At 37.9% G+C, this 24941-nt stretch carries 25 protein-coding genes and 1 riboswitch; of the genes, 2 read left to right on the top strand and 23 right to left on the bottom strand.

The window, feature by feature from the left end; all coding sequences use genetic code 11:
* The 19 genes from ribA to rsmG form a co-directional block, all read right to left on the bottom strand.
* The gene (gene ribA / locus AAA915_RS04330; protein ID WP_294830804.1) at nt 1–1227 is read right to left on the bottom strand and encodes a GTP cyclohydrolase II; all 1227 of its coding nucleotides are present in this window, start codon (nt 1225–1227) and stop codon (nt 1–3) included.
* A gap of 11 nt (nt 1228–1238) precedes the next feature.
* Nucleotides 1239–1844, bottom strand: a complete 606-nt coding sequence (locus AAA915_RS04325) for a riboflavin synthase (RefSeq protein ID WP_046324258.1) — start codon at nt 1842–1844, stop codon at nt 1239–1241.
* A complete protein-coding gene (gene ribD / locus AAA915_RS04320; protein WP_338200140.1) occupies nt 1829–2890 on the bottom strand; it encodes a bifunctional diaminohydroxyphosphoribosylaminopyrimidine deaminase/5-amino-6-(5-phosphoribosylamino)uracil reductase RibD in 1062 nt (353 codons plus the stop codon). The genes AAA915_RS04325 and ribD overlap by 16 nt, the downstream gene beginning before the upstream one ends.
* A gap of 120 nt (nt 2891–3010) precedes the next feature.
* Nucleotides 3011–3144: riboswitch (FMN riboswitch) on the bottom strand.
* Nucleotides 3145–3251: 107 nt separating this feature from the next.
* Entirely contained in the window at nt 3252–3446 is a 195-nt protein-coding gene (locus AAA915_RS04315; protein ID WP_294830798.1) for a hypothetical protein, read from the bottom strand.
* A 148-nt stretch (nt 3447–3594) separates the two neighbouring features.
* Nucleotides 3595–4341, bottom strand: coding sequence for an aspartate/glutamate racemase family protein (locus tag AAA915_RS04310; RefSeq protein ID WP_294830795.1), 747 nt, complete (start codon nt 4339–4341; stop codon nt 3595–3597).
* Nucleotides 4342–4355: 14 nt separating this feature from the next.
* On the bottom strand, nt 4356–5927 hold the full coding sequence (locus AAA915_RS04305) for a UDP-N-acetylmuramoyl-L-alanyl-D-glutamate--2,6-diaminopimelate ligase (protein WP_294830793.1): 1572 nt from the start codon (nt 5925–5927) through the stop codon (nt 4356–4358).
* Between the two features lie 44 nt (nt 5928–5971).
* Nucleotides 5972–7126: a sensor histidine kinase gene (locus tag AAA915_RS04300; RefSeq protein WP_046324245.1), complete on the bottom strand. Its 1155-nt coding sequence runs from the start codon at nt 7124–7126 to the stop codon at nt 5972–5974.
* A 4-nt stretch (nt 7127–7130) separates the two neighbouring features.
* Nucleotides 7131–7817: a response regulator transcription factor CroR gene (gene croR, locus AAA915_RS04295; RefSeq protein WP_046324244.1), complete on the bottom strand. Its 687-nt coding sequence runs from the start codon at nt 7815–7817 to the stop codon at nt 7131–7133.
* Nucleotides 7818–7995: 178 nt separating this feature from the next.
* Nucleotides 7996–8964 carry an ABC transporter ATP-binding protein gene (locus AAA915_RS04290; RefSeq protein ID WP_338200136.1) on the bottom strand — a complete coding sequence of 323 codons (969 nt, stop codon included), beginning with the start codon at nt 8962–8964 and terminating at the stop codon, nt 7996–7998.
* A gap of 1 nt (nt 8965) precedes the next feature.
* Entirely contained in the window at nt 8966–10492 is a 1527-nt protein-coding gene (locus tag AAA915_RS04285; protein ID WP_338200134.1) for an ABC transporter permease/substrate-binding protein, read from the bottom strand.
* A gap of 187 nt (nt 10493–10679) precedes the next feature.
* The gene (locus tag AAA915_RS04280; protein ID WP_046324349.1) at nt 10680–12542 is read right to left on the bottom strand and encodes an ABC transporter ATP-binding protein; all 1863 of its coding nucleotides are present in this window, start codon (nt 12540–12542) and stop codon (nt 10680–10682) included.
* A 9-nt stretch (nt 12543–12551) separates the two neighbouring features.
* Nucleotides 12552–14276, bottom strand: coding sequence for an ABC transporter ATP-binding protein (locus AAA915_RS04275; RefSeq protein ID WP_046324241.1), 1725 nt, complete (start codon nt 14274–14276; stop codon nt 12552–12554).
* A 141-nt stretch (nt 14277–14417) separates the two neighbouring features.
* Nucleotides 14418–15200 (bottom strand): DUF1129 family protein, encoded by a 783-nt coding sequence (locus tag AAA915_RS04270; RefSeq protein WP_338200130.1) that lies wholly within the window; start codon nt 15198–15200, stop codon nt 14418–14420.
* A gap of 9 nt (nt 15201–15209) precedes the next feature.
* The gene (gene ychF, locus AAA915_RS04265; RefSeq protein WP_338200128.1) at nt 15210–16310 is read right to left on the bottom strand and encodes a redox-regulated ATPase YchF; all 1101 of its coding nucleotides are present in this window, start codon (nt 16308–16310) and stop codon (nt 15210–15212) included.
* A 24-nt stretch (nt 16311–16334) separates the two neighbouring features.
* Nucleotides 16335–16610, bottom strand: a complete 276-nt coding sequence (locus AAA915_RS04260) for a DUF951 domain-containing protein (RefSeq protein ID WP_046324238.1) — start codon at nt 16608–16610, stop codon at nt 16335–16337.
* Entirely contained in the window at nt 16603–17490 is an 888-nt protein-coding gene (locus AAA915_RS04255; RefSeq protein ID WP_338200126.1) for a ParB/RepB/Spo0J family partition protein, read from the bottom strand. Before AAA915_RS04255 ends, AAA915_RS04260 begins: the two co-directional genes overlap by 8 nt.
* Nucleotides 17468–18247 (bottom strand): ParA family protein, encoded by a 780-nt coding sequence (locus AAA915_RS04250; protein WP_110445546.1) that lies wholly within the window; start codon nt 18245–18247, stop codon nt 17468–17470. The genes AAA915_RS04255 and AAA915_RS04250 overlap by 23 nt, the downstream gene beginning before the upstream one ends.
* A gap of 15 nt (nt 18248–18262) precedes the next feature.
* Nucleotides 18263–19111, bottom strand: a complete 849-nt coding sequence (gene noc / locus AAA915_RS04245; protein WP_198202303.1) for a nucleoid occlusion protein — start codon at nt 19109–19111, stop codon at nt 18263–18265.
* A gap of 15 nt (nt 19112–19126) precedes the next feature.
* Complete coding sequence (rsmG, locus tag AAA915_RS04240; protein ID WP_198202302.1) at nt 19127–19849, bottom strand: 16S rRNA (guanine(527)-N(7))-methyltransferase RsmG; 723 nt, start codon at nt 19847–19849, stop codon at nt 19127–19129.
* Between the two features lie 157 nt (nt 19850–20006).
* On the opposite strand from rsmG, the gene AAA915_RS04235 reads away from it, so the two are divergent.
* Nucleotides 20007–20543, top strand: a complete 537-nt coding sequence (locus AAA915_RS04235) for a CvpA family protein (RefSeq protein WP_046324233.1) — start codon at nt 20007–20009, stop codon at nt 20541–20543.
* Nucleotides 20544–20771: 228 nt separating this feature from the next.
* Nucleotides 20772–21842, top strand: a complete 1071-nt coding sequence (locus AAA915_RS04230) for a C39 family peptidase (protein WP_338200120.1) — start codon at nt 20772–20774, stop codon at nt 21840–21842.
* Between the two features lie 59 nt (nt 21843–21901).
* On the opposite strand, the gene AAA915_RS04225 is transcribed toward AAA915_RS04230, so the two are convergent.
* The 4 genes from AAA915_RS04225 to AAA915_RS04210 all read right to left on the bottom strand — a co-directional run bounded on the left by AAA915_RS04225 (nt 21902) and on the right by AAA915_RS04210 (nt 24816).
* Nucleotides 21902–22831: an FAD:protein FMN transferase gene (locus AAA915_RS04225; RefSeq protein ID WP_338200118.1), complete on the bottom strand. Its 930-nt coding sequence runs from the start codon at nt 22829–22831 to the stop codon at nt 21902–21904.
* 10 nt (nt 22832–22841) lie between these two features.
* Nucleotides 22842–23633, bottom strand: a complete 792-nt coding sequence (locus tag AAA915_RS04220; RefSeq protein WP_294762612.1) for a tyrosine-protein phosphatase — start codon at nt 23631–23633, stop codon at nt 22842–22844.
* Between the two features lie 83 nt (nt 23634–23716).
* A complete protein-coding gene (locus AAA915_RS04215) occupies nt 23717–24265 on the bottom strand; it encodes an NADPH-dependent FMN reductase (protein ID WP_046324230.1) in 549 nt (182 codons plus the stop codon).
* A gap of 11 nt (nt 24266–24276) precedes the next feature.
* On the bottom strand, nt 24277–24816 hold the full coding sequence (locus AAA915_RS04210; protein ID WP_046324229.1) for an NADPH-dependent FMN reductase: 540 nt from the start codon (nt 24814–24816) through the stop codon (nt 24277–24279).
* Nucleotides 24817–24941 lie beyond the last annotated feature (125 nt).

Raw genomic sequence — 24941 nt, 5'->3', positions numbered from 1 at the left:
TTAATCTACCTCGTTTAAAATATGATTCATTTCATGCTTTTTAGTTGCCAAGTAATTCTTATTTTCTGCGGTCATGCCTACTTCAACAGGTATTCTTTTGACAACTTTAATGCCATAATTTTCTAATTGCGTTACTTTATCCGGATTATTGGTCATTAATTCAACTTCGCTCACGCCTTTTTGCCTTAAAATTTCAGCAGCAACATTATAGCGGCGTGCGTCAACCGGCAAGCCAAGGTGCTGGTTAGCTTCAACTGTGTTCATACCTTCGTCTTGCAGCTTATAAGCGCGCAATTTATTTTCTAGACCAATTCCCCGACCTTCTTGACGCAAGTATAAAACCGCTCCTGATCCATTTTGCTCAATTTTTGTTAAAGCTGCGGCAAGCTGAGCGCCACAGTCACAGCGCTTAGAACCAAAAACATCCCCAGTCAAACATTCACTGTGAAGCCGCAATAAAAGAGGCGCACCTTTTTTTACTTCACCCTTACTAATTAACAAAGTCGGTTGCTTTTCAGGATGCTTTTTATCCCTGAAGCCTTCAAGCTGGAAATGACCGTATTTAGTCGGAAAGTCAACCTTGGTAAAGGATTCAATCCCCAAATCTTTGTTTGCCTGATTCTTGCGGTATGCAATTAACTCTTCAATGGTCAAATAAGGAATACCAAGTCCTTCTGCTAAAGCCTTTAGGTCTTTACGTCTGGCCATCGTTCCGTCTTTTTTAATGCACTCGCAAATAAAGCCTACAGGTGCAACTCCTGCCAATCTAGCTAGATCCAAAGCAGCTTCAGTATGACCTGTCCGTTCTAGTACACCGCCTTCTTTAGCTACCAAAGGAAAAACATGACCTGGATGATAAAAGTCAGCCCACTGGCTATTAGGATCAGCCAATTTTTTAATAGTTTTAGCACGGTCAAAAGCTGAAATTCCCGTAGTGGTTTCAGTGGAGTCAACACTAAGGGTAAAAGCCGTGCCAAAAGTATCGTTCGAACCAGTTTCAATTGGTTTTAGTTGCAAGCGGTCAGCGTATGCCTTACTCATCGGCACACATAATAGTCCGCGTGCCTTAGTAATCATCATATTAACTGCTTGAGGCGTTACCTTTTCAGCCAAACCAATCATATCCCCTTCAGACTCACGTTGCGGCGAATCAGCCACAATGACCAACCCACCAGTCAACATATGTTGTAACACCTTTTGCATTTTTTCATTCAGTTGTTCTGTCATTTTTTCCTCCATTAAAATTCCTTTTTCCAAGCTTGAATTTGTTTGACAGCGTACCGACCAATCATATCCACTTCAATATTGACTTTGTCATGCACTTGATAGTGAGCCAAAGTAGTATTTTGTATGGTATAAGGTATTAAGCTCACTCCAAAATGATCATTTTGCGCCATTGTCACGGTTAAACTAATGCCGTCAATGGCAATTGAGCCTTTTTCAACAATAAAAGGAGCATACTTATGTGGTACTGCGAATTCTAATTCTATGGAATTCTCATTTTCGTTTCTTATTACCAGTTCAGCTGTAGTATCAACATGACCTGCAACAATATGACCATCAAGCTTACCATTTAAAGACAATGAAGGCTCTAAATTTACTAAACTACCTTTTTGCAAATTGCCCAAATTAGTCCGTTTCATTGTTTCCGGCATCACGTCTACTGCAAAGTCATTATCGCTCCAAGCGGTAACGGTTAAACAAATACCATTAACGGCAATGCTTGCCCCTAAAGGCAAATCTTTTTGCACTAATTTAGGAGCGCAAATACCTAGTCTTGCATGTTGCTCACTAATTTCCAAACGGGTTATCGTTCCCGTAGTTTGAATTATTCCTGTAAACATTCTTTTCTCCTCACGCGAATTCTGACATCTTGATTGAATTTTTTAACGTCTAAAAGTTGATAATCACTTTTTTCTGCTAAAGCCTGGCCAAACACAGCAGGTAATGCAGTACCGCCTAAAACTAAAGGAGCAATGTATGTCACTATTTCGTCAGCCAAGTCCGCTGCTACAAACTGGCTCTGGACATTGCTGCCGCCCTCAACTAATAATGATTGAATTTCATGTGCGGCTAAAAACTGCACAATTTTTGAAGGTGTCCATTTAGCAGCAGTAAAGCAGCGAATATTTTCAGCTACTTTTTGAGTCAGTTCACTTCTACTTAATAGCCAGATTTCACCAAGCGTCTTAAACATGCGACTGTTAAAATCTAATTGATTAGCATCTTTAGTCAGCACTATTCGAATAGGCGGCTTGGGTAAATTCTTAATTCTGACCGTTAAAAGTGGATTGTCTATTCGCAAAGTATTTGCCCCAATTAAAATTGCTTGGTTGTGCAAACGCAACTTTTGCACATCCACCTGAGCTGCATCCCCAGTCAAAATTGTTCTCGTTTTACCTGCAGCATTAATTTTGCCATCAATGGACATTGCATATTTAAGCGTCACAAAAGGCCTCTTTTTGTGATAAAAAAAGTTATAAGCAACGTTTAAATTTTCTGTACCACCGATTATCTCAGTTTGCACCCCATGGCTTTCTAGATATTCAATACCCTTGCCAGCTACAATTTGATGTGGATCAACCTGACCAATAACAACTTTTTTGATTCCGGCCTCAGCGACCTTTTTGCAGCAAGGAGGTTGCTTGCCGTAATGGCTACAAGGCTCTAGCGTGACATACAAAGTTGCACCTTGTGCCTGCTGGGGATCAGCTAAGTGTGAGAGTGTATTCACTTCTGCGTGTTCCTTACCAAATTGATGGTGGTAGCCGGTCGCTAGAACCTGATTGTCTTTAACCAAAACTGCACCAACTAAAGGATTTGTCCAAGTCATTCCCTGAGCTTTCAATGCTTCTTGAACTGCCATTTGCATATAATCCTTATCCTGCACTAATTTCACTTCCTAAGCATTAAAAAACCTCGTTGATTCAATCAACGAGGCTTATTTTATATTCATCAAATAAGATTTCAGCGAAGTTTAATAACGACGCGAGTTTTCTGTCTAATCTTGTTTGTTCTTCTCCCATCCAGACTTTAACTGTCGGTACTAGACTCACACTAGTTCCACCGCAAAACGCGGGTCACGGACTTCAATTATTAATTGTCACCGTCGGTAGGGAATTACACCCTGCCCCGAAGAAACCGTATTCAACTTATTCCAGTATAATATAGATATCCTATATCGGCAATAGCAATTTATTGTTTTATAAAATTATATATACGATAAGCTCAAACTTAAATAAAATAATTCCTTATAATTTCCAATCAGACAGATGAAGGGGGATATTATTATTTTTACCAAAATATTTCTTGAAGGCAGTGCCAAATGACAAATGGTCTTTAAGATGATTGCGATAAGCATCTTTAATGCTCAAAATTACTGTTACTGCTAAATTAGTAGTCAATATTATCAGTATGCCAATAAATATATATAAAAGATATAGCATTTTGTCCCTCCCATTTTCAACTGTATTACTTTTCTAATACACTACTACCAAGTGGCAACATTGTCAACACTTTTTAGTAAAAATAAATAGACTAATAATTCAAATTGATTACTAGTCTATTTTAATTTGTGTTAATTCTACGTATTAGTTAATACATATATTTCTCTATAGCAGTCTTAGGATCCATTCCTGCACGAATTTTTAGTTCTAATTCAATTGCCACATCAGCAATAATTACTTGCGGATCAATAACATTATACGGATGCTCTGGCGCCTTTTCCTGAGCTAAAGATAATTCAGTACAACCAAGTAAAATTACATTACAGCCATACTGATCATGCATGGTGCGTAATATGCGGTGATAAAGTTCGCCATCAACTACGCCTTTTTCTTTAATGTTGGAATAAATCAGCTCAGTAACCAGCGGTTGAATCTCAGGACCACCCAGTTCTACCTCACGGCCAACTTGTTCAATTTCGTCTTCGTACAGATGGTCATAAATCGAACCTTCCGTAGCAATCAAACCAATCTTTTTTTCTTCCGGATAATCATTTACGAACTTATGCACGGCAATGCGCATCATATGCAAAAAAGGAATGTCAGTTAGTTTAGCCAAGTCATCATAAAAATAATGTGCAGTATTACATGGCATCACGAAAAAATCGGGCTTTAGCATTGCTTGCTGGAGCACATCATCACGCAAGGCATTGAAAAAATTAGGCTGACTATGGTCTTTGATATAAGCCGTGCGGTCAGGAATTTGGGCATCATTAACTAAAATATAGTTCAGATAGTCCTGATCTTTAGTAATCTTTATACGGTGATTAATCATGCGGACGTAGCTTTCCGTTGCAATGGTACCCATACCGCCAATAATACTAAAAAAATGTTTCATTAATACCTACTTTTCTAACCGTTAAAATGTTCTTTTTGCCCTTCAAGTTCATCAATTACCTGTTGTGCAACTGTAATATCAGACGGATAAGGAGTATCTACTCCCCGGATCTTTTGATAGCTATCTTCACCTTTACCACAGATCAGAACAACATCACCCTGCTTGGACATACTGATTGCATCATGGATGGCCTTCTTACGGTCTAGTTCTATTGTGACATCAACTTTAGAATGATCGATCCCTGCATCAATTTCCTGTGCTATATCCATGGGATCTTCAAAGCCAGGATCATCTGTTGTCAGAAAGGCTTTATCAGCGTAGGCATTCAGGCTGTTACTAAAACCGGGACGACGAGAAACTCCTTTGTCACCAGGTGCCCCCACAACGACAATAATTTTAGGATTATTAAATTCTCGTTGCATAAAGCCCATAAGAGCCATCATTGAGGCTTCATTATGTGCGAAGTCCACAACCACTACTCCGTGCTTCTTTGTAACTTCTGTTTGCATTCTTCCAGGGACGGTAACTTGACTGATACCTTTAGCAGCATCGTCATAATTCATTCCTGCCAGTCCTGCACCAATTACTGCTGCGGTACCGTTAGATTCGTTAAAATCACCTAACATCTTTAACTGGTAATCACCAGCTATTTTAAGCTGCTTGGCTTTGTCGCTAACACATAACACCTGGAACCTGGTCCGTGACATATCAAGCTCTTGGGTCGAAAAACGAAAATCGATGGTCTGTTTCAGATCCGGATTAGTAAATTTTTCGTCAGCAAACAAGTAAATACTGTCTGGATCAGTAGTAGTCATGGCCGCAGCGTAAACTTCAGGAAAATGATCAGTCTGAGCGTTAATAATACATTTACGAGCATTAACCAGCAGCTGCAACTTACAATGTAAATAATCAGCGAAATTGGGATGCTCATTGGGTCCAATATGATCAGGTGTAATATTTAAGAAAAAGCCCAGGTCATAGGTCAGACCAAATACCCTGTTTTTCTTATAAGCCTGGCTGGAAACTTCCATAACCATATGCGTCATTCCGTTGTCTACAGCTATTCGCATATCACGGAACAAATCAAGTGATTCAGGCGTTGTCAAGCTTGACTTAAAAGTATCATCTTTTTTAGGTCCCACAACTGTGTTGACTGATGAAATTAACGCTGTTTTACCGCCGTTTACCTGATCTAACATCCCTTTTAAAAAGTAGGCCGTTGTAGTCTTACCTTTAGTACCAGTAATAGCTATTAAATATAAATCGTCTTGCGGGAAACGGAAAAATGCCGCAGACAATAACGCCATCGCTTTGGAAACATTGCGCACAATCAGTGCATGCATTCCCTTACCTTCCGGATAGGGTTGCTCTGCTACATAACAATTAGCACCATTCGCCTTTGCCATTGACAAATAAGTGGGACGAAAACCAGCACCTTTACAGAAGAATAATGTATTGGTATGAACGTCACGCGAGTCATACGACACATATTCCATCTTAGAAGATATAGTATCTTGGACAGCACTCGATTTAAGCAGATGGTGTTCTTTTAAAATTAAAATACAGGTATTTAAAGAAATACTCATGCTATACTCCTCTATTTATTATCTCAGTCAAAATTATACCACAGCTATGCTGGAGTTTTTTCACTCTTTAAGTTTAAAGGCAGGCAAATAATGAAACGGGTCCAATCTTTGTCAGATTCACAGCGGATTTTGCCCTGATGAAGATCAACAATACTTTTGGTAATTGATAGACCTAGCCCGGTGCCACCCGTTTGGGTATTACGAGAGCCTTCGACTCTGTAAAAACGTTCAAATATTTTTTTCAACGAATCTTCGGGAATTTGAGCACCATTGTTTTCTACCCGTAACTCAACTTCATTGTTATTAACTAAATTAGCAATTAAGTTAATTTGTGTTGCACCTGTACCGTACTTTAGCGCATTAGTGATGAGATTATTATAAACACGTACCAACTTTTCCGCATCAGCTTGAATAGTTAAATTTTTAGGTCTTGCTTCTATATTAAATACTATCCCTTTTTCCTGACCTTCGAATTCAAAGCCCGCGGCAACTTGCTCTAACATAGAAAAAATATGTAAAGAAGACAAATTTAATTTGGTACTAGTTGATTTTAACGTGGTATACTCAAGCAAATCATGAGCCAACGATTTCATCTGTTCAGCCTTCATATATGCAATATTAAGGTATCTTTGTTGATCTGCTGGATTTGACACCCCTGATTTCAGTAAACCCAAATAGCCAATGATAGAAGTTAAGGGCGTTCTGATATCATGAGAAACATTGCTAATCAGTTCGTCCTTTGACTTTTCAATCGCTTTTTCTTCATTAATCGCATTTACTGTACTGTCTACTAACGAATTAATTGAATCAATTACTTTTTGCAAATCAGTTTTGACTTTAAAAGAAATTGTATGGTCAAAATGTCCCTTAGCAATATAATGCAGTTCAGAAATAACATGTCTTAACTGCATTTGATGATAGCGTCGAATTAAACGCCAGTACAGAACGATTAAATCACCAATACCCATGAAAATAATAAAGGTATTCTGCCAGGACCATAAGTGGCGCCCGCCAGCAAAAGTAATGGTCTTTTTTAAAAAATATATCCCGTTAACCAGGTTTTTATCTTGTAAAATTGTCAAGTTGATTAAAATAATCACTGACAGGTTCAATAGTAGCTCTAGAACTACCGTTATAACGCCTTCAGCAAACAGCTCACTCTTTTCCGCAGCTGTCAGCTTGACCCTTTCCTTTTTCATCTAGTTAAGCCTCAACTTTATAGCCTACTCCCCAGACGGTCTGAATAACATCTTCACCACCCGTTGCCGATTGAATTTTGTCACGCAGGTGTGAAACATGCACCATAACGGTTTTAGCAGAAACTATCGATTCCTGCTGCCAAACTCGTTCAAAAATTTCATCCGCTGAAAATACCCGGTTAGGGTGACTGGCGAGCAAATATAAAATGCCAAATTCTAGGGCAGTCAACTGAATGTCTTTACCATCAATTGTCTTAACTTCATGTGAATCACGGTTAATAATCAGTGGTCCGACCTCTAAAATATCTGGTTCATCATCCTTAACCTGCTTTTGGCTACGACGCAAAAGTGAACGAACTCGTGCCATTACTTCCAAAGGATTAAACGGCTTAGAAACATAGTCATCCGCTCCAGTAATCAAACCTTGAATTTTATCCATATCACCAGTTTTGGCTGATACGATAATAATTGGGATATCAGAATCTTTGCGCACTTCCTTGATAACATCAATTCCGCTCATATTAGGCATCATGATATCTAAGATCATTAATGCAATATCTGGCGTCGTAGTTAATTTGGTAATTGCTTCTTTGCCGCTATAGGCAACAACTGGAGTGTAACCTTCATTTTTAAGATAAATACTTAACAACTCGACGATTTCTTTATCATCGTCAACAACTAAAATTTTCATAGGGCTAATTTCCCTTCTTTTTATTTATTGATTATTTTCGCTTTATTCCATTATTCCACTAAATATAGTTTAGCAGAATCTATGTCTAATATTTTAGTCAATTTTGTAACAAACTACTAATATTCAAGCATAACTTTATCGTTTTATTAAAAAAGCTGGACAGTTCCCAGCTTATTTCCTATTTTAAACTATTAATATTGTTCAAATATTTAATCAGCCACAGGCGATCAATGAAGCCTAAATATTTTCCATTATTATTTTGTACGGCAACCTCATTTTGACGGCTCAAAAGTAGCAGTAATGCAGCAATTTTTTCATTAATATTAATTACAGGCATTGCTGCCAGCGAATTAGAACTAGTTTGCTTAAATTCATTAAATAAGGCTGCTTGCTTTAATGGTGTTTCATATAAATTGTTCCCTAAGCTGCCTTTAAAAAAGTCCCTGACAAAATTGTTTGCCGGATGGCGTAAGATTTCTTGTGGCTGATCGACTTGTAATAATTTGCCATCCTTCATAACGCCAATCCTGTCAGCTAAGTGCAGGGCTTCATTCATATCATGCGTCACAAATAAAATTGTATTATGCAGTTGCTTGTGCAAATTAATTACTAGTTCTTGTAAATTTGCGCGGGAAAGTGGATCCAGAGCGCTAAAGGGCTCATCCATTAAAACAATCGGTGGCTTTGACGCAATCGCGCGTAAAATCCCAATTCTTTGTTGTTCACCGCCAGACAGTTCACGAGGATAACGGTGAGCATACTCTTGGGGATTTAGTCCCACTTTTTCCAATAAATTTGCGGCCATTTCCGTAAGATCAGCTTTAGCACCTTGAATTTCCGGAATCAAAGTAATATTTTTAGCGACAGTCATGTTAGGAAAAAGAGCAATTTGTTGTAAAACATAACCAATTTTCCAGCGCAATTTCTGAACGTTATAATCAGTCGTAGGCCGCTCATTGACTAAAATCTGTCCTGCACTAGGATCTGCCAAACGGTTAATCATTTTAATCGAGGTAGTTTTTCCACTGCCTGAGTTTCCTACCAAAACGAAAAGTTCGCCTTGCTGAATATCCAAATTAAGATCCTTAACTACTACTTTTTTAGCAAAGGTTTTATTTACATGCTCAAATTTAATTGCTGAAGTCATCTTACTTCTCCTTAAGCAAATGCTGTTTTAATAAAAAGTGACGTGCGACTTGTCCAGGATCCGTATTTTTAACATTAACTTCATAGTTCATTTCCTGCATCTGCTTTTCGGAAATCCTGCCAGCCAGCTTATTCAAGCTGCGAACAATTTGCGGATGCTTGCGGGCAAAATCATTGGTCATCAAAGGAGCGCCCTGATAAATAGGAAAATTATGCTTATCATCTTTTAAAATAGTCAAATGATATTGGCGCAATTCACTATCAGTTGAATAGGCATCAACGATGTTAACTTTATTCTGATTAATTGCCTGGTAACGCAAAGCCGGTTCCATTGACTTAACAGGGAAATCAATCTTGTATAATTTCTTAATACCCTTGAACCCATCACCACGATCAATAAATTCTAATGTCATTCCTCCTTTTAGCTGATTGGTGATATTAGCTAAATCACTGATTTTTCTTAAACGATTTTTCTTTTTAAATGAAGTTTTAACTGCTAGGGCATATGTATTATCGTACGCCATAGGCTTAAGCAAAGTAAGCTTATCCTGTTTATTCATTAATTCTTTTGCTTTTTCATAGGTTTCTTTTTCAGACAAACCAGCCGTTTTAACCGGAGACTTCGCAAAGGTTTCCAAAACAGTTCCCGTAAATTCTGGATAAATATCTATTTTATTGTTTTTCAAAGCAGTATATAAAAAGGTGGTTTTACCAAAATTAGGTTTCAAGGTCACTTGAACGTGTGGATCGTCTTGTTCAATTAACTCTTTATACATGTTAATCAAAATTTCTGGTTCAGAACCTAACTTACCAGCAATTGTAACTGTTTCTTTCTGACTGGCAACAGCTTGATAAATTCCACTTCCTGCTAAGAAGATGACACTAACTCCTAATATTCCCAAAGCTGTTTTAACTGAGGCATGTTCCAGCCACTTAATGAGCGCGCTTAAAGTAATCGCCAAAACGCCAGAACAAACAGCGCCAATTACAATTAGTCCGGTATTGTTGCGGTCAATTCCCAATAAAATAAAACTGCCCAGGCCACCAGCACCAATTAAAGCTGCCATGGTGGCAGTACCAATAATTAAAACTAAGGCCGTTCTAATACCCGAAATGATTGTCGGCACAGCTAAAGGTAATTCCACCTTAAGTAATTTTTGCATGCGTGACATGCCAAATGCGTCAGCAGCTTCTTCTAGTGCTGGATCAATTTCAGTTAATCCCAAGTATGTGTTCTGAAAAATCGGTAATAGTGCATATACCACTAAAGCAATCACAGCAGGCACTGTTCCAATCCCAACGATTGGAATTAATAAACCTAGAAGTGCTAGTGACGGAATGGTCTGTAAAATGCTGGCAACTTGCAATAATACCTCTGCTATTTTAGTGTGTTTTACTGCCCAAAAGGCCAAAGGCATGGCAATCACCATTGCAATCAGCAACGAAACTAACGATATTTGCAGATGCTGCAATAAAGCAACTCCTAAATCGCCTTTGCGCTGGCTTAAAATCTGGATAATTTGATTCATCGCTTAATTCCTTTATTACTTTTTTAAAATTTGAATTATCACCAAATTATATTAATAGTGTCGAACCAACTAAATTCATTTATTTTACCATAACACAAACTAATGGTTGAAAAGTAATTATTGCTTACACCATTATTTAAAGCAAAAAAATTCCCAGTCTATAGGACCAGGAATATTTTAAGTACATCTATTCTATTTCTTTTTTACCAGTATATAACTCGTAGTAATAACCCTTCTTCTTTAGAAGTTGTTCGTGATTGCCGGCTTCAATAATATGGCCATGATCAAGCACCAGAATTAAATCCGAGTTAACAATCGTAGACAGGCGGTGAGCTATGACAAAACTAGTGCGACCTGCAAGCAAGTTATCCATACCAGCTTGTACCAGTTTTTCCGTTTGGGTATCAATGCTTGAAGTGGCTTCATCCAAAATCATCACAGGTTCATCTGCTATCATTGCTCGTGCAATACTGAGCAGCTGCATTTGTCCTTGAGACAAGTCTCCGCCATTGCCATCAATGATTGTTTTATAACCTTCATCCAAATGATGAATAAATTCATCAGCATGAGATAAGTGTGCTGCCTGATATACGTCATCATCACTTGCATCGGTATTACCAAAACGAATATTGTCCATCACCGTACCGGTAAACATATGCGTGTCTTGTAAAACAATTGACAGAGACTGACGCAAATCATCCTTCTTAATTCTACTAATGGGAATACCATCATAAGTAATCGTACCAGAATTAATTTCGTAAAAACGATTAATCATATTAGAAATCGTCGTTTTACCAGCACCGGTTTCACCAACTAAGGCTACTTTCATACCTGGCTTAGCGTCAATAGAAATGTCGTACAAAATTTGTTTATTCGGCGTATAGCCAAAATTAACATGATCAAAGACGATATGTCCTTTAACAGTGACTTTCTTAACAGAGCCATCTTTTTGTGGTACGTTCCAATGCCAGGCACCCTTAACATTTTCATCCTTGGTAATAGTGACATCACCGTCATCAATTTCAACGGGTTGATCCTCTAACTTAAAGATTCTTTCTGCGCCCGCTAAAGCCATTACAATAGAATTTAATTGTTGTGAAATCTGGGCTATTGGCATTGCAAATTGCTTAGATAATTGCAAGAAAGCACCAATGACACCTAATGAAAGTGGGGCAATACGGTTAATAGCAACTGCTCCACCTAAAATAGCAATTAAGACGTATAGCAAATTGCCCATGTTACCCATAATAGGGAACAAAATTGTGGCATACGTATGAGCTTTACCAGAGGCTACTTTTAAAGATTCATTATAAGCATCAAAGTCTTCTTCAACTTCAGGTTCATGGCTAAAGACCTTTATTACCTTAAGACCATTAAGCATTTCTTCATTGTAACCATTAACTTGACCCAATTCTTTTTGTTGCAATTGAAAATAATGAGCGGAGCGAACGGTTAAAAAACGGACGATTATAATAGACAGTGCAAAAACAATCAAGGTAAATATAGTTAATTGCCAACTTAAAGCCAGCATGGCACCCAAAACAAAAATGAGGTTCAACGCAGAGTTCATAAACTGCGGAATTGATTGTGAAATCATTTGTTGCAAGGTATCAATATCATTAGTATAGCAACTCATGATGTCGCCATAATCATTTTCGTCAAAATAGGAAATTGGCAACATTTCCATGTGCTCAAACATTTCAAGCCGCACTCTATATTGTACTTTCTGGGCCAAAACTGCCATCAACACAGCAAAAAGATAATTAGAAATAAATCCGATAGCATAGCAACCAAACATAACTGCAATTGCATGTAAAAGCGGACCAAAATTTGGCTGGGCTTCTTTAGTTAAGGGAATAATGTAAACATTAATCAAACGTTCAATAAATAGTGAACCTAAAACGTTTGCTGCAGCTGTTAAAATTATTGCAATTGTTGAAGCAATCAGCATCCAAGGACTTGTACTGGCAACTAATTTAAGCAGACGCCATAAAATTGTGGAACGTTTACCAGTATTTTGGCTATTTTTATTTTCTACTGCTTTATCCAAATTAATCACCTACTTCTTCTGTTCTTCTTGAAACTTAGCAATTGAGCTGTATAAATCATTACGCTGCAATAGCTCTTCATGTGTCCCGATATCCTGAATCTTGCCTTCATCCATTACAATTATCCTGTCGGCATCTTTAATTGACACAATTCTTTGAGAAATAATAATTTTGGTAGTATCGGGCATATCCTTTGCCAAGGCTTCCCGAATTTGACGCTCAGTCTGTGTATCTACTGCTGAAGTAGAGTCATCAAGTATCAAGATTTTCGGCTTTTTGAGCAATGCCCTTGCAATAGTGATCCTTTGCTTTTGGCCACCAGAAACATTATTACCGCCCTGCTCAACCATAGTGTCATATTGATCTGGCATTTCACGAATAAAGTCATCAGCGTGAGCAATTTTTGAGGCAGCGATAATTTCTTCATCTGTTGCATTTTCATTGCCCCATTTAAGGTTTTCCTTTATAGTGCCTGAAAACAGGACATTATTTTGTAAAACCATGGCAACATTATCACGCAATGTCTTTAAATCATAGGACTTAACGTTATGTCCTGATACACGCACCGCTCCGGAATCAGTATCATAAAGCCGCGGAATCATAGAAACTAATGTAGATTTTGATGACCCCGTACGACCAATTATTCCTATTGTTTCACCCGGCCTGATATTTAAGTTAATATCACTTAAAGCCAGTTCCTTATCATCTGGGTCATACTTAAAGTTGACATGATCAAAAATCACTTCTCCATTATTCACATGCTTTAACGGTTTACGTGGATTTTCAATTGAAGGCTTTTCATTAATAACTGCAGCAACCCTGTGACCACTAGCTCCTGAAACTACCAGCTGAGTAATGATCATAGCTAGCATGTTCAAGCTACCCAAGACAGAGTTGGAATATGAGAACATTGAAATTAATTGACCAGTCTGTAAACTGCCACCCACTATTTCCTTAGCACCAAACCAGCAAATAGCTAAATTAGAAATATTCAAAACAGCCATGACAATCATGGAGTTAAGTGACATGATCTTCTGAGCTGTAGCAAAAAGTCTATAAATAAAACCAGCTGATTTTTTAAACTTAACAGTTTGCGCTTCTTCTTGCACATAGGTTTTGACTTCGCGAATACCACGAACATTTTCCCGGACAACCTGGTTCATGCGGTCATAACCGCGGAAGATTTTAGGAAAATACTTGCTGGCACTTTTAATTACTAAGCCTAAAAGGATTACGAAAACCGGTGCAATCACGACAAAAACAAGTGACAACTGCGGACTAACTATTATTGACATAATAATTGAAACTAACAACATCATTGGTGCCCGAACTGCTATTCTAATCAGCATTTGATAAGACATCTGAATGTTATTAACATCAGTAGTCATCCTCGTAACTAGACTCGCGCTGGAAAACCTGTCAATATTTTCAAAAGAATAATCTTGCACATGATAGAACATATCTTTACGCAGGTTAGCCGCAAAACCAGAAGCAGCGTGAGCAGAGGCATAACTGGCACCGGAACCTAAAACAAGTGAAACAACTGTTAGCACCAGTAAAATAACACCAGTCTTAGTGATATATGACATATTTCCCTTCATAATGCCATTGTCTATTAATATACCAACTAAATACGGTATTAACATCTCAATGATAACTTCACCAGTAACAAATAATGGCGACAGCAAAGACAGTTTTTTATACTGCCTGATTGACTTACGCAGCGTGTTAATCATTAAATACCTCTTTCTAATTTATTAATGCTTTCTTTTTTACGTGTTTTCAGTTTAAAAAGGATAAATAGATTCATAATAAATCTATTTATCCTTTAAAACATATAGTTATCTAAGTATAGCGCTTTTCTTGACAAAAAGCACCTATTTGCTCTTATCAGCAGGTGAAAAGGCCGAACCAATAATTTCATAATGCCGACGGAACAACCAGCGAATGCCATACGCTACCGCTGCAATAATTAAGTTATATACTCCTGGCAAAGCTGGGTTGATCACTTGTAATGCAGGAAGGCCTAATACGCCAAAGCAGATAAAGAGCATTCCCATCAGTAAAACAAAACCCCAGATTAATTTTGACCACGGAATTTTACGATTTTTACTGCCATTAGGTAAAACCCAGTCATTATATTTGGTCATGAAAACACCTAGTGAAGCACCAACAATCAATAATGTTAATACACCCATCTGTGAATTATATTTGTCATTCTTTTGGAATAAGCCAATTAGTCCAAAGAGACCAAAGAAAATAGCAACATAAAACAAGGCATTATCCGTAGCATATTGCCAAAATGGAATATCTGAAGCCTTTTTCTTTTTGGGCTTTAACATGTCAGCAGCCTTAAGCTTAGGCGACATATTATAATACGTGCTGGCTGGTTGACCATGACGTTGTGCAATTACCAAGTCTTTTAAAAGCTCATCCACTCTCCTTTGGGCATCTTCATGACTCATTTTACCCTGTGTTTCCAGTTCTTTTTGCAAGCGAAACACATAGTCAGAGTTCTTATTACTGAGCTGCTTACGCAATTCAGCAGGCTGCATTTGCTTGACCTCGTCATCTTTATTCTGATTAATTACCTTTTCTTTTAACTTTTCCTGCTTATTAGTATCAATCTTAGCTTGTTCTTCAGTTTTCTTTTCTGCCATTATTTTTTCCTAAACGTTAAATCTAAATTCAATAATGTCGCCATCTTGAACTTCATAATCTTTACCTTCAAGACGTAGCTTCCCCGCTTCTTTAACCTTTTGCATGGTTTCATACTGATCAAGGTCAGTAAACGAAACTACTTCAGCACGAATAAATCCCCGCTCAAAATCAGAGTGAATAACGCCTGCAACTTGCGGAGCCTTCATTCCCTTATGAAAAGTCCATGCCCGTGTTTCAGGGCCACCAGCTGTAAAGAAAGTCCTCAGACCCAAAATATGGTAAGCTGCACGGATTAACCGGTCAAGGCCTGATTCAGTTACGCCCTCTGCTTCCAAGAACTCAGCTTTTTCATCGTCATCCAAGCCGGCAATTTCTTCTTCAGTTGCAGCAGATATACCTAAACATTCCGCATTTTCACTTTCTGCATGTTTTTTAACCACTTGATAGTACTCGTCTTTTTCTGGGTCGGCCATTGAACTTTCAGCGATGTTCGCTACATAGATAACGGGTTTATCAGTCAGCAAGAACAAGCCCTTGACAATTTTTTGCTCATCGTCATTAAAACTGATTGAACGGACAGCCTTGCCTTCTTCTAAAACTGGCTTGATTTTTTGCAAAACATTGAACTCTGCTTTAGCCTCTTTGTCATTTTGCTGGGCAATCTTTTTAACCTTATTAATTCGGCGGTTGACGGCGTCAAGATCTGCAATTGCCAATTCCAAATTAATAGTGTTGATATCTTCTTCCGGATCTACTTTACCAGTAACAGAAGTAATATTTTCATCTTCAAAGGCTCTAACAACATGGATAATAGCATCAGTTTGGCGTATATTTTCCAAGAATTTATTACCCAGACCTTCACCTTTTGAAGCACCTTTAACTAAACCGGCAATATCGGTAAACTCAAAAGTAGTATGAACAATTTTCTTAGCCGGAATCAGTTCCTGTATTCGAGCCAGTCTCTTGTCCGGAACCTCAACCATTCCGACATTAGGCTCAATCGTTGCAAACGGGTAGTTGGCCATTTCCGCACCCGCTTTAGTAATTGCGTTAAACAAAGTTGACTTGCCCACGTTTGGCAATCCAACTATCCCAGCAGTTAATGACATTTTTATCCTCTTTCTTTAACAAAATCAGTTATTTTCTTGATTAATATCCGGCCGTGCTATTTCTTTTTTAGGCACATAAAGCGTATTTTTAATATTAACCGGATCATTCGCCTTAGTTAAAACTTTTTTTAAATTATGCGCGAATTTTGAACGCGGCATCATTACGATATGGCCACACCCCATGCACTTTAACCTGATATCAGCTCCTAAACGCAGAACTTCCCAGTCATTAGTTTTACAAGCATGTGGTTTTTTCATCAATACCGTATCTGCCAAACCATAAGCAATTTCTTTATTCATCAAGGTCGACTCCCAGCACATCGAGTATTCTGTTCAACTCTTCTGTTGAAGAGAAGCCAATCGACAAATGGCCGCTACCTTTTTTGCTTGCGGAAATATTGACAGTTGAACCCAGCTTATCAGCTAATTGATGTTCAGTAGCACGAATAAATGGCGATTTGTGCACTGTCTTTTTGCGCGGCTTTTTAGAATTAAGATTGGCTACCAGTGCCTCAACTTTGCGTACTGGCATCCCTTCCTTAACCACTTGCTTAGCTACTTCATCAATCTTGTCCTTATTCTTTAAACCTAAAAGCGTTCTGGCTTGTCCCATTGAAAGTTCACCGTGCTGTAACAAGTGCTTAGTTTTATTAGGAAGTGTCAAAAGACGCAAGTAATTAGCAATATATGGACGAGACTTACCCATTCTTTTTGAAACTTCTTCTTGGGTCAAGCCTAAGTTTTTTTGCAGCATTTCGTAGGCCTGAGCTTCTTCAAGAGGCGTTAAGTCCTCACGTTGCAGATTCTCTAAAACGGCAACTTCCATCATTTGGCTTTCACTAAAGTCACGGACAATTGCCGGTATTGTAGTCTTTTTAGCCAGTTTTGAAGCACGAAATCTGCGCTCACCCGCAATAATTTCATAGCCTTTTATCGACTTACGCACAATAATCGGTTGAAAAACACCATTTTCTTTAATCGAATCAGCCAATTCTTTAAGAGACTTGTCATCAAAGTTTTTACGTGGCTGATAAGGATTAGGTCTGATATCGCTTAAATTTAAATCCTGAATTTCTTCTTCATTATCTTCAATTTGCGGCTCGTCTTCAAACAGGGCCTCAATTCCCCGGCCTAGACCGCCATGTTTTTTAGTATCTTTATTTCTTGAGTTTCTTACCATGATTCTTTAACACCTCCTTAGCTAAATCATCATAAACTTCAGCACCACGTGAATTAGGAGCATATTCAGTAATTGCTTCTCCATAACTAGGTGCTTCAGCCAGCTTAGTAATTCTTGGGATAATAGTTTTATAAACCTTATCAGAAAAATAGGAACGTACTTCTTTTACAACTTCCGCACCTAAATTAGTCCGCGCATCCAGCATGGTCAGCAAAACACCCTCAACACCTAAGTCTTTATTAAAGTGTTTTTGCACCAAACGGATGGTATTAAGCAGCTGGCTAAGCCCCTCCATAGCGTAATACTCACTTTGAACGGGAATTAAAATTGAATCAGATGCCGTGAAAGCATTGATAGATAACTGGCCTAATGAAGGCGGACAATCAATAAAAATAAAATCGTAATTGTCGCTAATTGAATCTAAAGCTGACTTCAAGCGCGTTTCTCTGGCCATCATACTGATTAGTTCTGTTTCAGCTCCAGACAAATTGATAGTTGCCGGAACTAAATCCAGCCGCTTAGTTGAAGTATGGAAAATCGTATCTTTAAGGGGAACATCATTAATCAAAACGCTGTAAATATCTTGATCAATAGCAGATTTTTCAATCCCCAGGCCAGAGGTCGCATTACCCTGCGGATCAATATCGACAATTAAGACTTGATAACCGCGTTCCGCAATCGAAGCCGCTAAATTTATAGTTGTTGTCGTTTTACCGACGCCACCTTTTTGGTTAGCAACTGAAATTACACTCACCATATTTTCCATGCCTTCCTACTTTCTTTTCAATTCAATCGTAATCATATAATCATCAGGATCATTATTTTCTTTGAACTTAACCTTGATGCCAGACTGTTGAGCAAGTTTAATTGCCTTTTTAATTGTATTAATTTGTACTTTTAAGTCTTTAGGGATACGATTGGCTGCTCGTCTTGTTTGTTCTGCCTGCTCTTTTTCTTTATCCTTAACTTTTTTGCCTGCAAAATACTGCTCAACATTTTTAACGATTTTTTCGGTGTCGCTAACATTCAGGTTATTTGCAAGTATTTCATCTAAGACACGGCCCTGATCTTTCTCACTCAGTCCTACCAAACAGCGACCATGACGTGGCGAAATTTCACCACTGGCCAAATAACTTTGTACCTTCGGTGTTAACTTTAACAGGCGCAACTTGTTAGCAACATAAGATTGTGACTTGCCAATATTTTGGGCCAAGGTAGTTTGCGTCAGGTTATTTAGTTTCATAAGATTACTATAAGCCTGTGCTTCATCAATCGGATTTAAATCTTCCCTTTGCAGGTTTTCAATTAAAGCCAATGATGCAGCCTGGCTATCATCCATGTTATTAACTATTGCCGGTATTTTTGTCCAAGCGAGCTGCTTTGCAGCTCGCAGTCTGCGCTCACCAGCAATAATTTCATAATTGCCCTCTTTTTCACGTACAACAATTGGTTGCAATAACCCGTCTTTATCAAGGGTTGATGCCAATTCATGAATTGATTCTTCAGAAAACTGGTGCCGCGGCTGAAAAGAATTGGGTTTTATTTTACTTAGCTCAATATCCTGAATCTGCTTATTTTTAGGTATTTCTTCATGATGACGTAAAGAAGAAAATAATGACATTTTGAGTCCCCCTGTTTAATGAATTGGTTTGCGGTGCGGAGTTCCCGCCTGCCGCGGATACTTCTTAGGCGTAGCCTGCACTTTTTCTATCAGAATCAAAGTGCGCTCTTCGGTACTTCGAGGTAATTGTAATTCTTTAACTGCAATGACCTTACCACCTAAAACTTTTAAGGCTTTCCGAGCTGATTTCAGTTCGTCTTCAGCTTTTGGTCCCTTGAGAGCAATGAAATTGCCACTTTCTTTAATTAACGGCAAACAATACTCACTTAAAACGGCCATGTTAGCAACAGCACGGGCAGTCACAACATCAAATTGTTCACGATACTGTTTATTTTGCCCCACGTCTTCGGCACGGCCATGAACCAAGGTAACATTTTCTAAATTTAACTGGGTGATTAAGCCCTGTAAAAAATTCAACCGTTTGCCAAGAGAATCGACGATCGTAACCTTTAATTCAGGTAGCATAATCTTTAAAGGAATAGAAGGAAAACCGGCACCGGCACCAACATCACATAAAGTATCAGCCCCTTTTAATACTGAACCAAATGTGAAAAGAGGTGTGATACTATCCCAAAAATGCTTTAGATAGACCTCATCTTTTTCTGTTATCCGCGTAAGATTAACTTTTTTATTAGTCTCAATCAGACTGGTAAAGTATTGGTTAAATTGGTTGATTTGTTTTTCATTTAATTTAAAATTACGTTTTGATAATTCTTGGACGAACTGTTCAGGATTCATTTTTCACCCGTGAAACCTTGTTTCACACCCTTTAAATTTAACGCTAAAATTGGCTTAATGTAAAGTCAATGCATCCCTTTAATTATGAAATATTTTTCGACTGTCGTCAAAGTCTAAACGCATAAATTAAGCTATAATATCGTCAAAGGAGATAAATATGATTGTTACTTTAATTGTACTGGCTTATTTGACACTAAAAACCTACAAAGGATTTCAAACGGGCTTCACCAGATTAATTATTAATCTGATATTTGCTGCCATTGTCTTCATTACAGCTATTCTGTTTCAAAATCCTGTTGGCAATTGGCTTTACAGTCAGATTACCGGGCAAAATATTCAAACCACTTTAACTCCCGGAACTAACTTAATGCTTTTTCGTTTTTTGGCATTCTTTATCATTGTCTTTTTGGGCAAAATGGTTGTTAAGATTTTTAAAGGCTGGGTACCTAATAAAAATCCCCATGCAACTAACTTTGGCAATTTACTAGATAGCGTTTTGGGTGCTGTCGTATCTTTTTTTGCCAGTTATTTCTTTGTTTACATTATCCTGTCAATGCTTAATGCTTTGCAAAATCCGTGGTTTATCCAGCAAACTTTAGACTCATCATTTATTCGCTTCATCATTTATAATACACCTGGCTTATCCAACGGGTTGTTCAACAGTATCTTTAGTATCAGTAGAACTGCTGCCTAAATTGAATAAAATAGTCATCAGCGTTTAAACTTGTTAGTTTAGACGCTATTTTTGTTTAACAATTAGCAAAAGTTTACTTCGATCTTTAACTAAAATAATTTGAGTAATTATGTTATATACACTTCTACTAATAATAGAAATCCACATAATTTTTTGGCATATATTTGCCATTTGTTGTAGTAAACTTGTTATGAAGGTATTTTGAATAAGAAAAATTAGGAGGATAAATTGAAGAGTAAATTAACCTTAAAGAAAATTGCAACTATTTCTGCAGCTGTTATTCTTGCAGCACCTGTTTTCAGTAACAATCTGACCAAAACAGTTAGCGCAGAAACGAAAGCTCAAAATAAGCAATTAAAGCAAGACCATAATCAAGTAAATAAAGAGTCTGAGACACAAAAGCCGCAAGAAAACCAAAAGACAGACAAAGAAACAGGTAAGACCGAAACCAATGTCCCGAATGCTGCGACTCAGAATAAAAAGCCTGCTAATGCCACTGCCAAAAAAGTCAAAACTTTCAAAGTAGCAATTGTTAAAAAGAATTATGGTATTTATCTTGATAATTTTACCAAGAAGAAGGCAGCCAAGAATTATTTTCACCAAACATTTAATGTCAATAAAAAATTTATCCACAATGGCAAAACATACTATTGGCTTAACAAAAAGGGTATGAAGGCCATTGGCTACATTAATAAAAAAGCTGTAGCTACTCCTAATCAGGCTAAAACAATTGAGAAGACGCCATATGTCAGTCAATATGTTCCTGTTAAAACTCCGTGGGGCTGTGCAGGAGCCTCAATGGCGATGCTGTTAGGTTCTCAGGGACAGAAAATTACCACTAGTTTGCTTACAAAAATTCAAAATAATTTACCAATGCAACCAGTTAAAGGCGGACAAAAGGGCAATGTTTACACTGGCGTCGGTTTTGGCTACGTAATTAGCCCCGGTGCCCTAGCTAAATATGCCCGGACTTTTAAAAAGGGCAAAAATATCATTAATATCTCCAGTAAAAAACTAACTGTTGATGATCTTAAAATGTATATTCAGGCTGGCAAGCCAGTGTTATACTATGGCTTTTCTTCATATCAAAAAGCTGGCGATTACAAGCGCAATCACTGCAAAGTTATCACCGGCTACAAGAAAGACAAGTTCTTGGTTTATGATCCCCTTTATTACTCCAAGTTTGATAAAGCGGGTACTGGTGGCAAGAACATGAATTATGATCATGGTGCAATTGCCTGGGTACCAAAGAGTGCTATTCAAGCAGAATTTTGCCATAAAGCTCTCTCGTTAAAATAATATACTTACCTTACAAATTTAAATTGTAATTAAAAAAGTGCCTTAGAGGCACTTTTTTATTACTTTTGAAAGTTATCATACTCAACGTGTTCATCGTTATAAACAAAAACTGCTCCAATGCGGTCAGGATCATCATGCCAACCAGCAACTGGCTTACCTGCAAAAAACAATCTCTTACATTCGATTTCAGCTTCAACTGAATACTTGGTAAAAGTAGTCACGCCAGCCAAATCAGTTTCAACCGGATAACCAGTTCGCGGATCAATCAAATGGTGATACTTATGACCGTCAACTTCTAAATAACGTTCATAAGTTCCGCTGGTAACTGCAGAACATTCTGGTACCATCACCGAAGCAATATTATTGCCACGAGGCTCTTTGGGATCCTGTACTCCTACTGACCACTGACCACTAGTCCTTTTAGGTGAGTCGCCAACAAGTAAAATGTTACCACCAAGATTAATAATTCCGGCGTGAACACCATAAGCCCGCCAGTAATCTTTAATACGGTCAGCAATCCAGCCTTTAGCAATACCGCCTAAATCTAATTCCATGCCCTCTTTTTGCAAAAAAATGGTTTGATCAGCATCGTTTAGGTCAACTTTAAACGGATCAATCAGTGCCATTCTTTCCTTAATTTGCTCAGCAGTAGGAACGTGAGCGTTTTTAAAACCAATTGCCCATAACTTAACAACCGGGCCTATCAGAGCATTGAAGCCAAAATTTTCCCGACTTTTTTCTACCGCCAATTTAACTAAATCATAGGTACCGCTTGAAACTTGAACGGGGTGCTTACCTGCAGCATGATTAACATCCATTACTTCTGATTCATCACGATTAACTGTCAATAAGTCTTCATAATGGTCGATCAAAGCAAAGGAATCATTAATCACGCTTTTATCACGAGCACCAAAAACCTGTAAAGTGATTGCTGTACCTAGGGCATGATGCTGTCCTACTTCTTGTTCTATAGCCAAATTTTTAATCATTATTTTATCCCTAATTTTCCAAATAATTCTTTCTTATCTTCTCTTGCATTTGCTGGTCAATTCCTAACTGGTTAGCAATATAGGAATCAATTCCACCAAAATCCTCATTGATGGTAATCAAGCTGGTATCAAAATATGCATTGGCAACTGAACCCAAAATACGCATGTTAGCCCGAAACTTATCATTTTCACCGGCCTTTTTAAATCGGGCATCGCGAACTTTACGGTAATCGTTGAGCATTATATTGGAATAAAGGTAATCTTGGCGAATTGTTTCTAAATCCACGCCTAAAATATAAAGCAGTATTACTGTGACTAATCCCGTTCTGTCCTTACCTTCTGAACAATGATATAAAACTGCGCCATCAGTTGTAGCAGCAATTAAACTAACAATTTGATGAATATTATTCTGAGAAAATTGATTACTGATATGATCATGATATCTTTGACACATCATATAAAAGCCGGCATATTGATCCTTGCGGTATTGCTCAAATTCCCTGCTCATATCCAAACCCTTACCACCGGTATTATCATCAGCCGATAAGGGGAATTCATAATGAGCAACGCCCTGAATGCTTTTATCAGAATTAGCTTTGCATTCTGCCGGAGAGCGCAAATCAATAATTTTAGTCAGACCATAATTAAGTAAAAACTGTTCATCTTCTGGCGTTATTTTACTTATGTTACCAGTGCGTAGTAAGCGATGAAACTTAATCTGATGTCCGTTAAAGCCAATATAGCCACCCAAATCACGCGGATTACGAACAGATTTTACAGGTAAAATGACAGGTTCACTCATGCCAACTTCCTTTCAAAAAAATAACCGGATAGGATACCCCCTATCCGGTTATTTTACTCTCTGCCAGTTAATCTAGCAAAAGTTTATTTATGTGCTTGCTCAACAAACTTAAAGAAGTTGTCCATCATGCCATCTAATTGCTTGATAGTTGCTTCATCAGTCAATTCACCAGTTTCTTTGTTAAATTTATCTGGAGCTTGACCAATTAAAACTTCATTGCCTGGTAAAACATTTGCACTCATATCAGGTGAAAGTAAAATTTCACGCATATCTTCTTGGGCACGACCAGTACCTTGTGAACCATATGATGCACCAGCAATAGCAACGGGCTTCATTTTCATAACGTTAGGGCCAGCATGTGAGCCTAACCATTCAAGACTGCTCTTTAAAGCAGCAGGAATTGTATGATCATATTCTGGAGTAGTAATTACAATACCATCAGCACTCTTAACGTCTTCGATCCAAGCCTTGATAGTATCATCAGCCATTTCTGTTCTGCAGAAAGGTGTCAATTTGTCGACTTCTTTAACTTCAATATCTGCTTTATCACTATAATGCTTGGCAATAAATTGTGCTAAAAAGCGATTATATGAAAAAGGTGCATTTGTACCAACAATTGCTAATATTTTCATTCTCAGCCCTCCTATTTAGTTACTTGTGCGTACCAACTATCAACTTCATCGAAAAAGTGATCTAAGAATTTAACGGTTTCTTCATCTTTCAAGTCACCATTATCATCAAATTGAGTTGGTGCAACACCCATCATGAATTCATCACCATTGAAGACCTTAGCGCCAAAACCAGGTGCTAAAAACAGACTCTTCAAACGACTTTGTGAACGAGAAGCACCTTGTGGCATTGGTGAAGTTGAAACAATAGCAACTGGCTTACCCTTAAATGGGTGAGTTACACAAGATAACCACTCAAGCGCGCTACTCAAAGCACTGGTAACAGAGTGTTGTTGTTCAGGAGAACCAATTAATACCAAGTCGGCATCTTCAATTTCTTTACTCAAGGCTTGGACTGCTTCTGGGGCATCTTCACCTTCTTTAAACATTGGCAACCCTTTAACTGTTGTCAGCTTAAAATCATACCTGTCGGCAAAACGCTTAGAAATAAATTTAAGCAATGCCTCATTAAATGAATTTTTGGCATTTGAGCCAGATAATGCAAGGATTTTCATAAAAACCACCTTTCAGGAAACTAATTTCACTGTTAATTATAGCATATCCGTATCTTTTTAACATGTTCCTGATTTCAGATAGCTTTAATAATTTAATACTTTCGTATAGCTTATCCTGCTTACAC

This window comes from Lactobacillus rizhaonensis (assembly GCF_036246345.1).
GTDB classification, from domain to species: Bacteria; Bacillota; Bacilli; order Lactobacillales; family Lactobacillaceae; genus Lactobacillus; species Lactobacillus rizhaonensis.
Note: the sequence above shows the minus strand (reverse complement) of the source record. Positions and strands in the feature narration are given on the sequence as shown.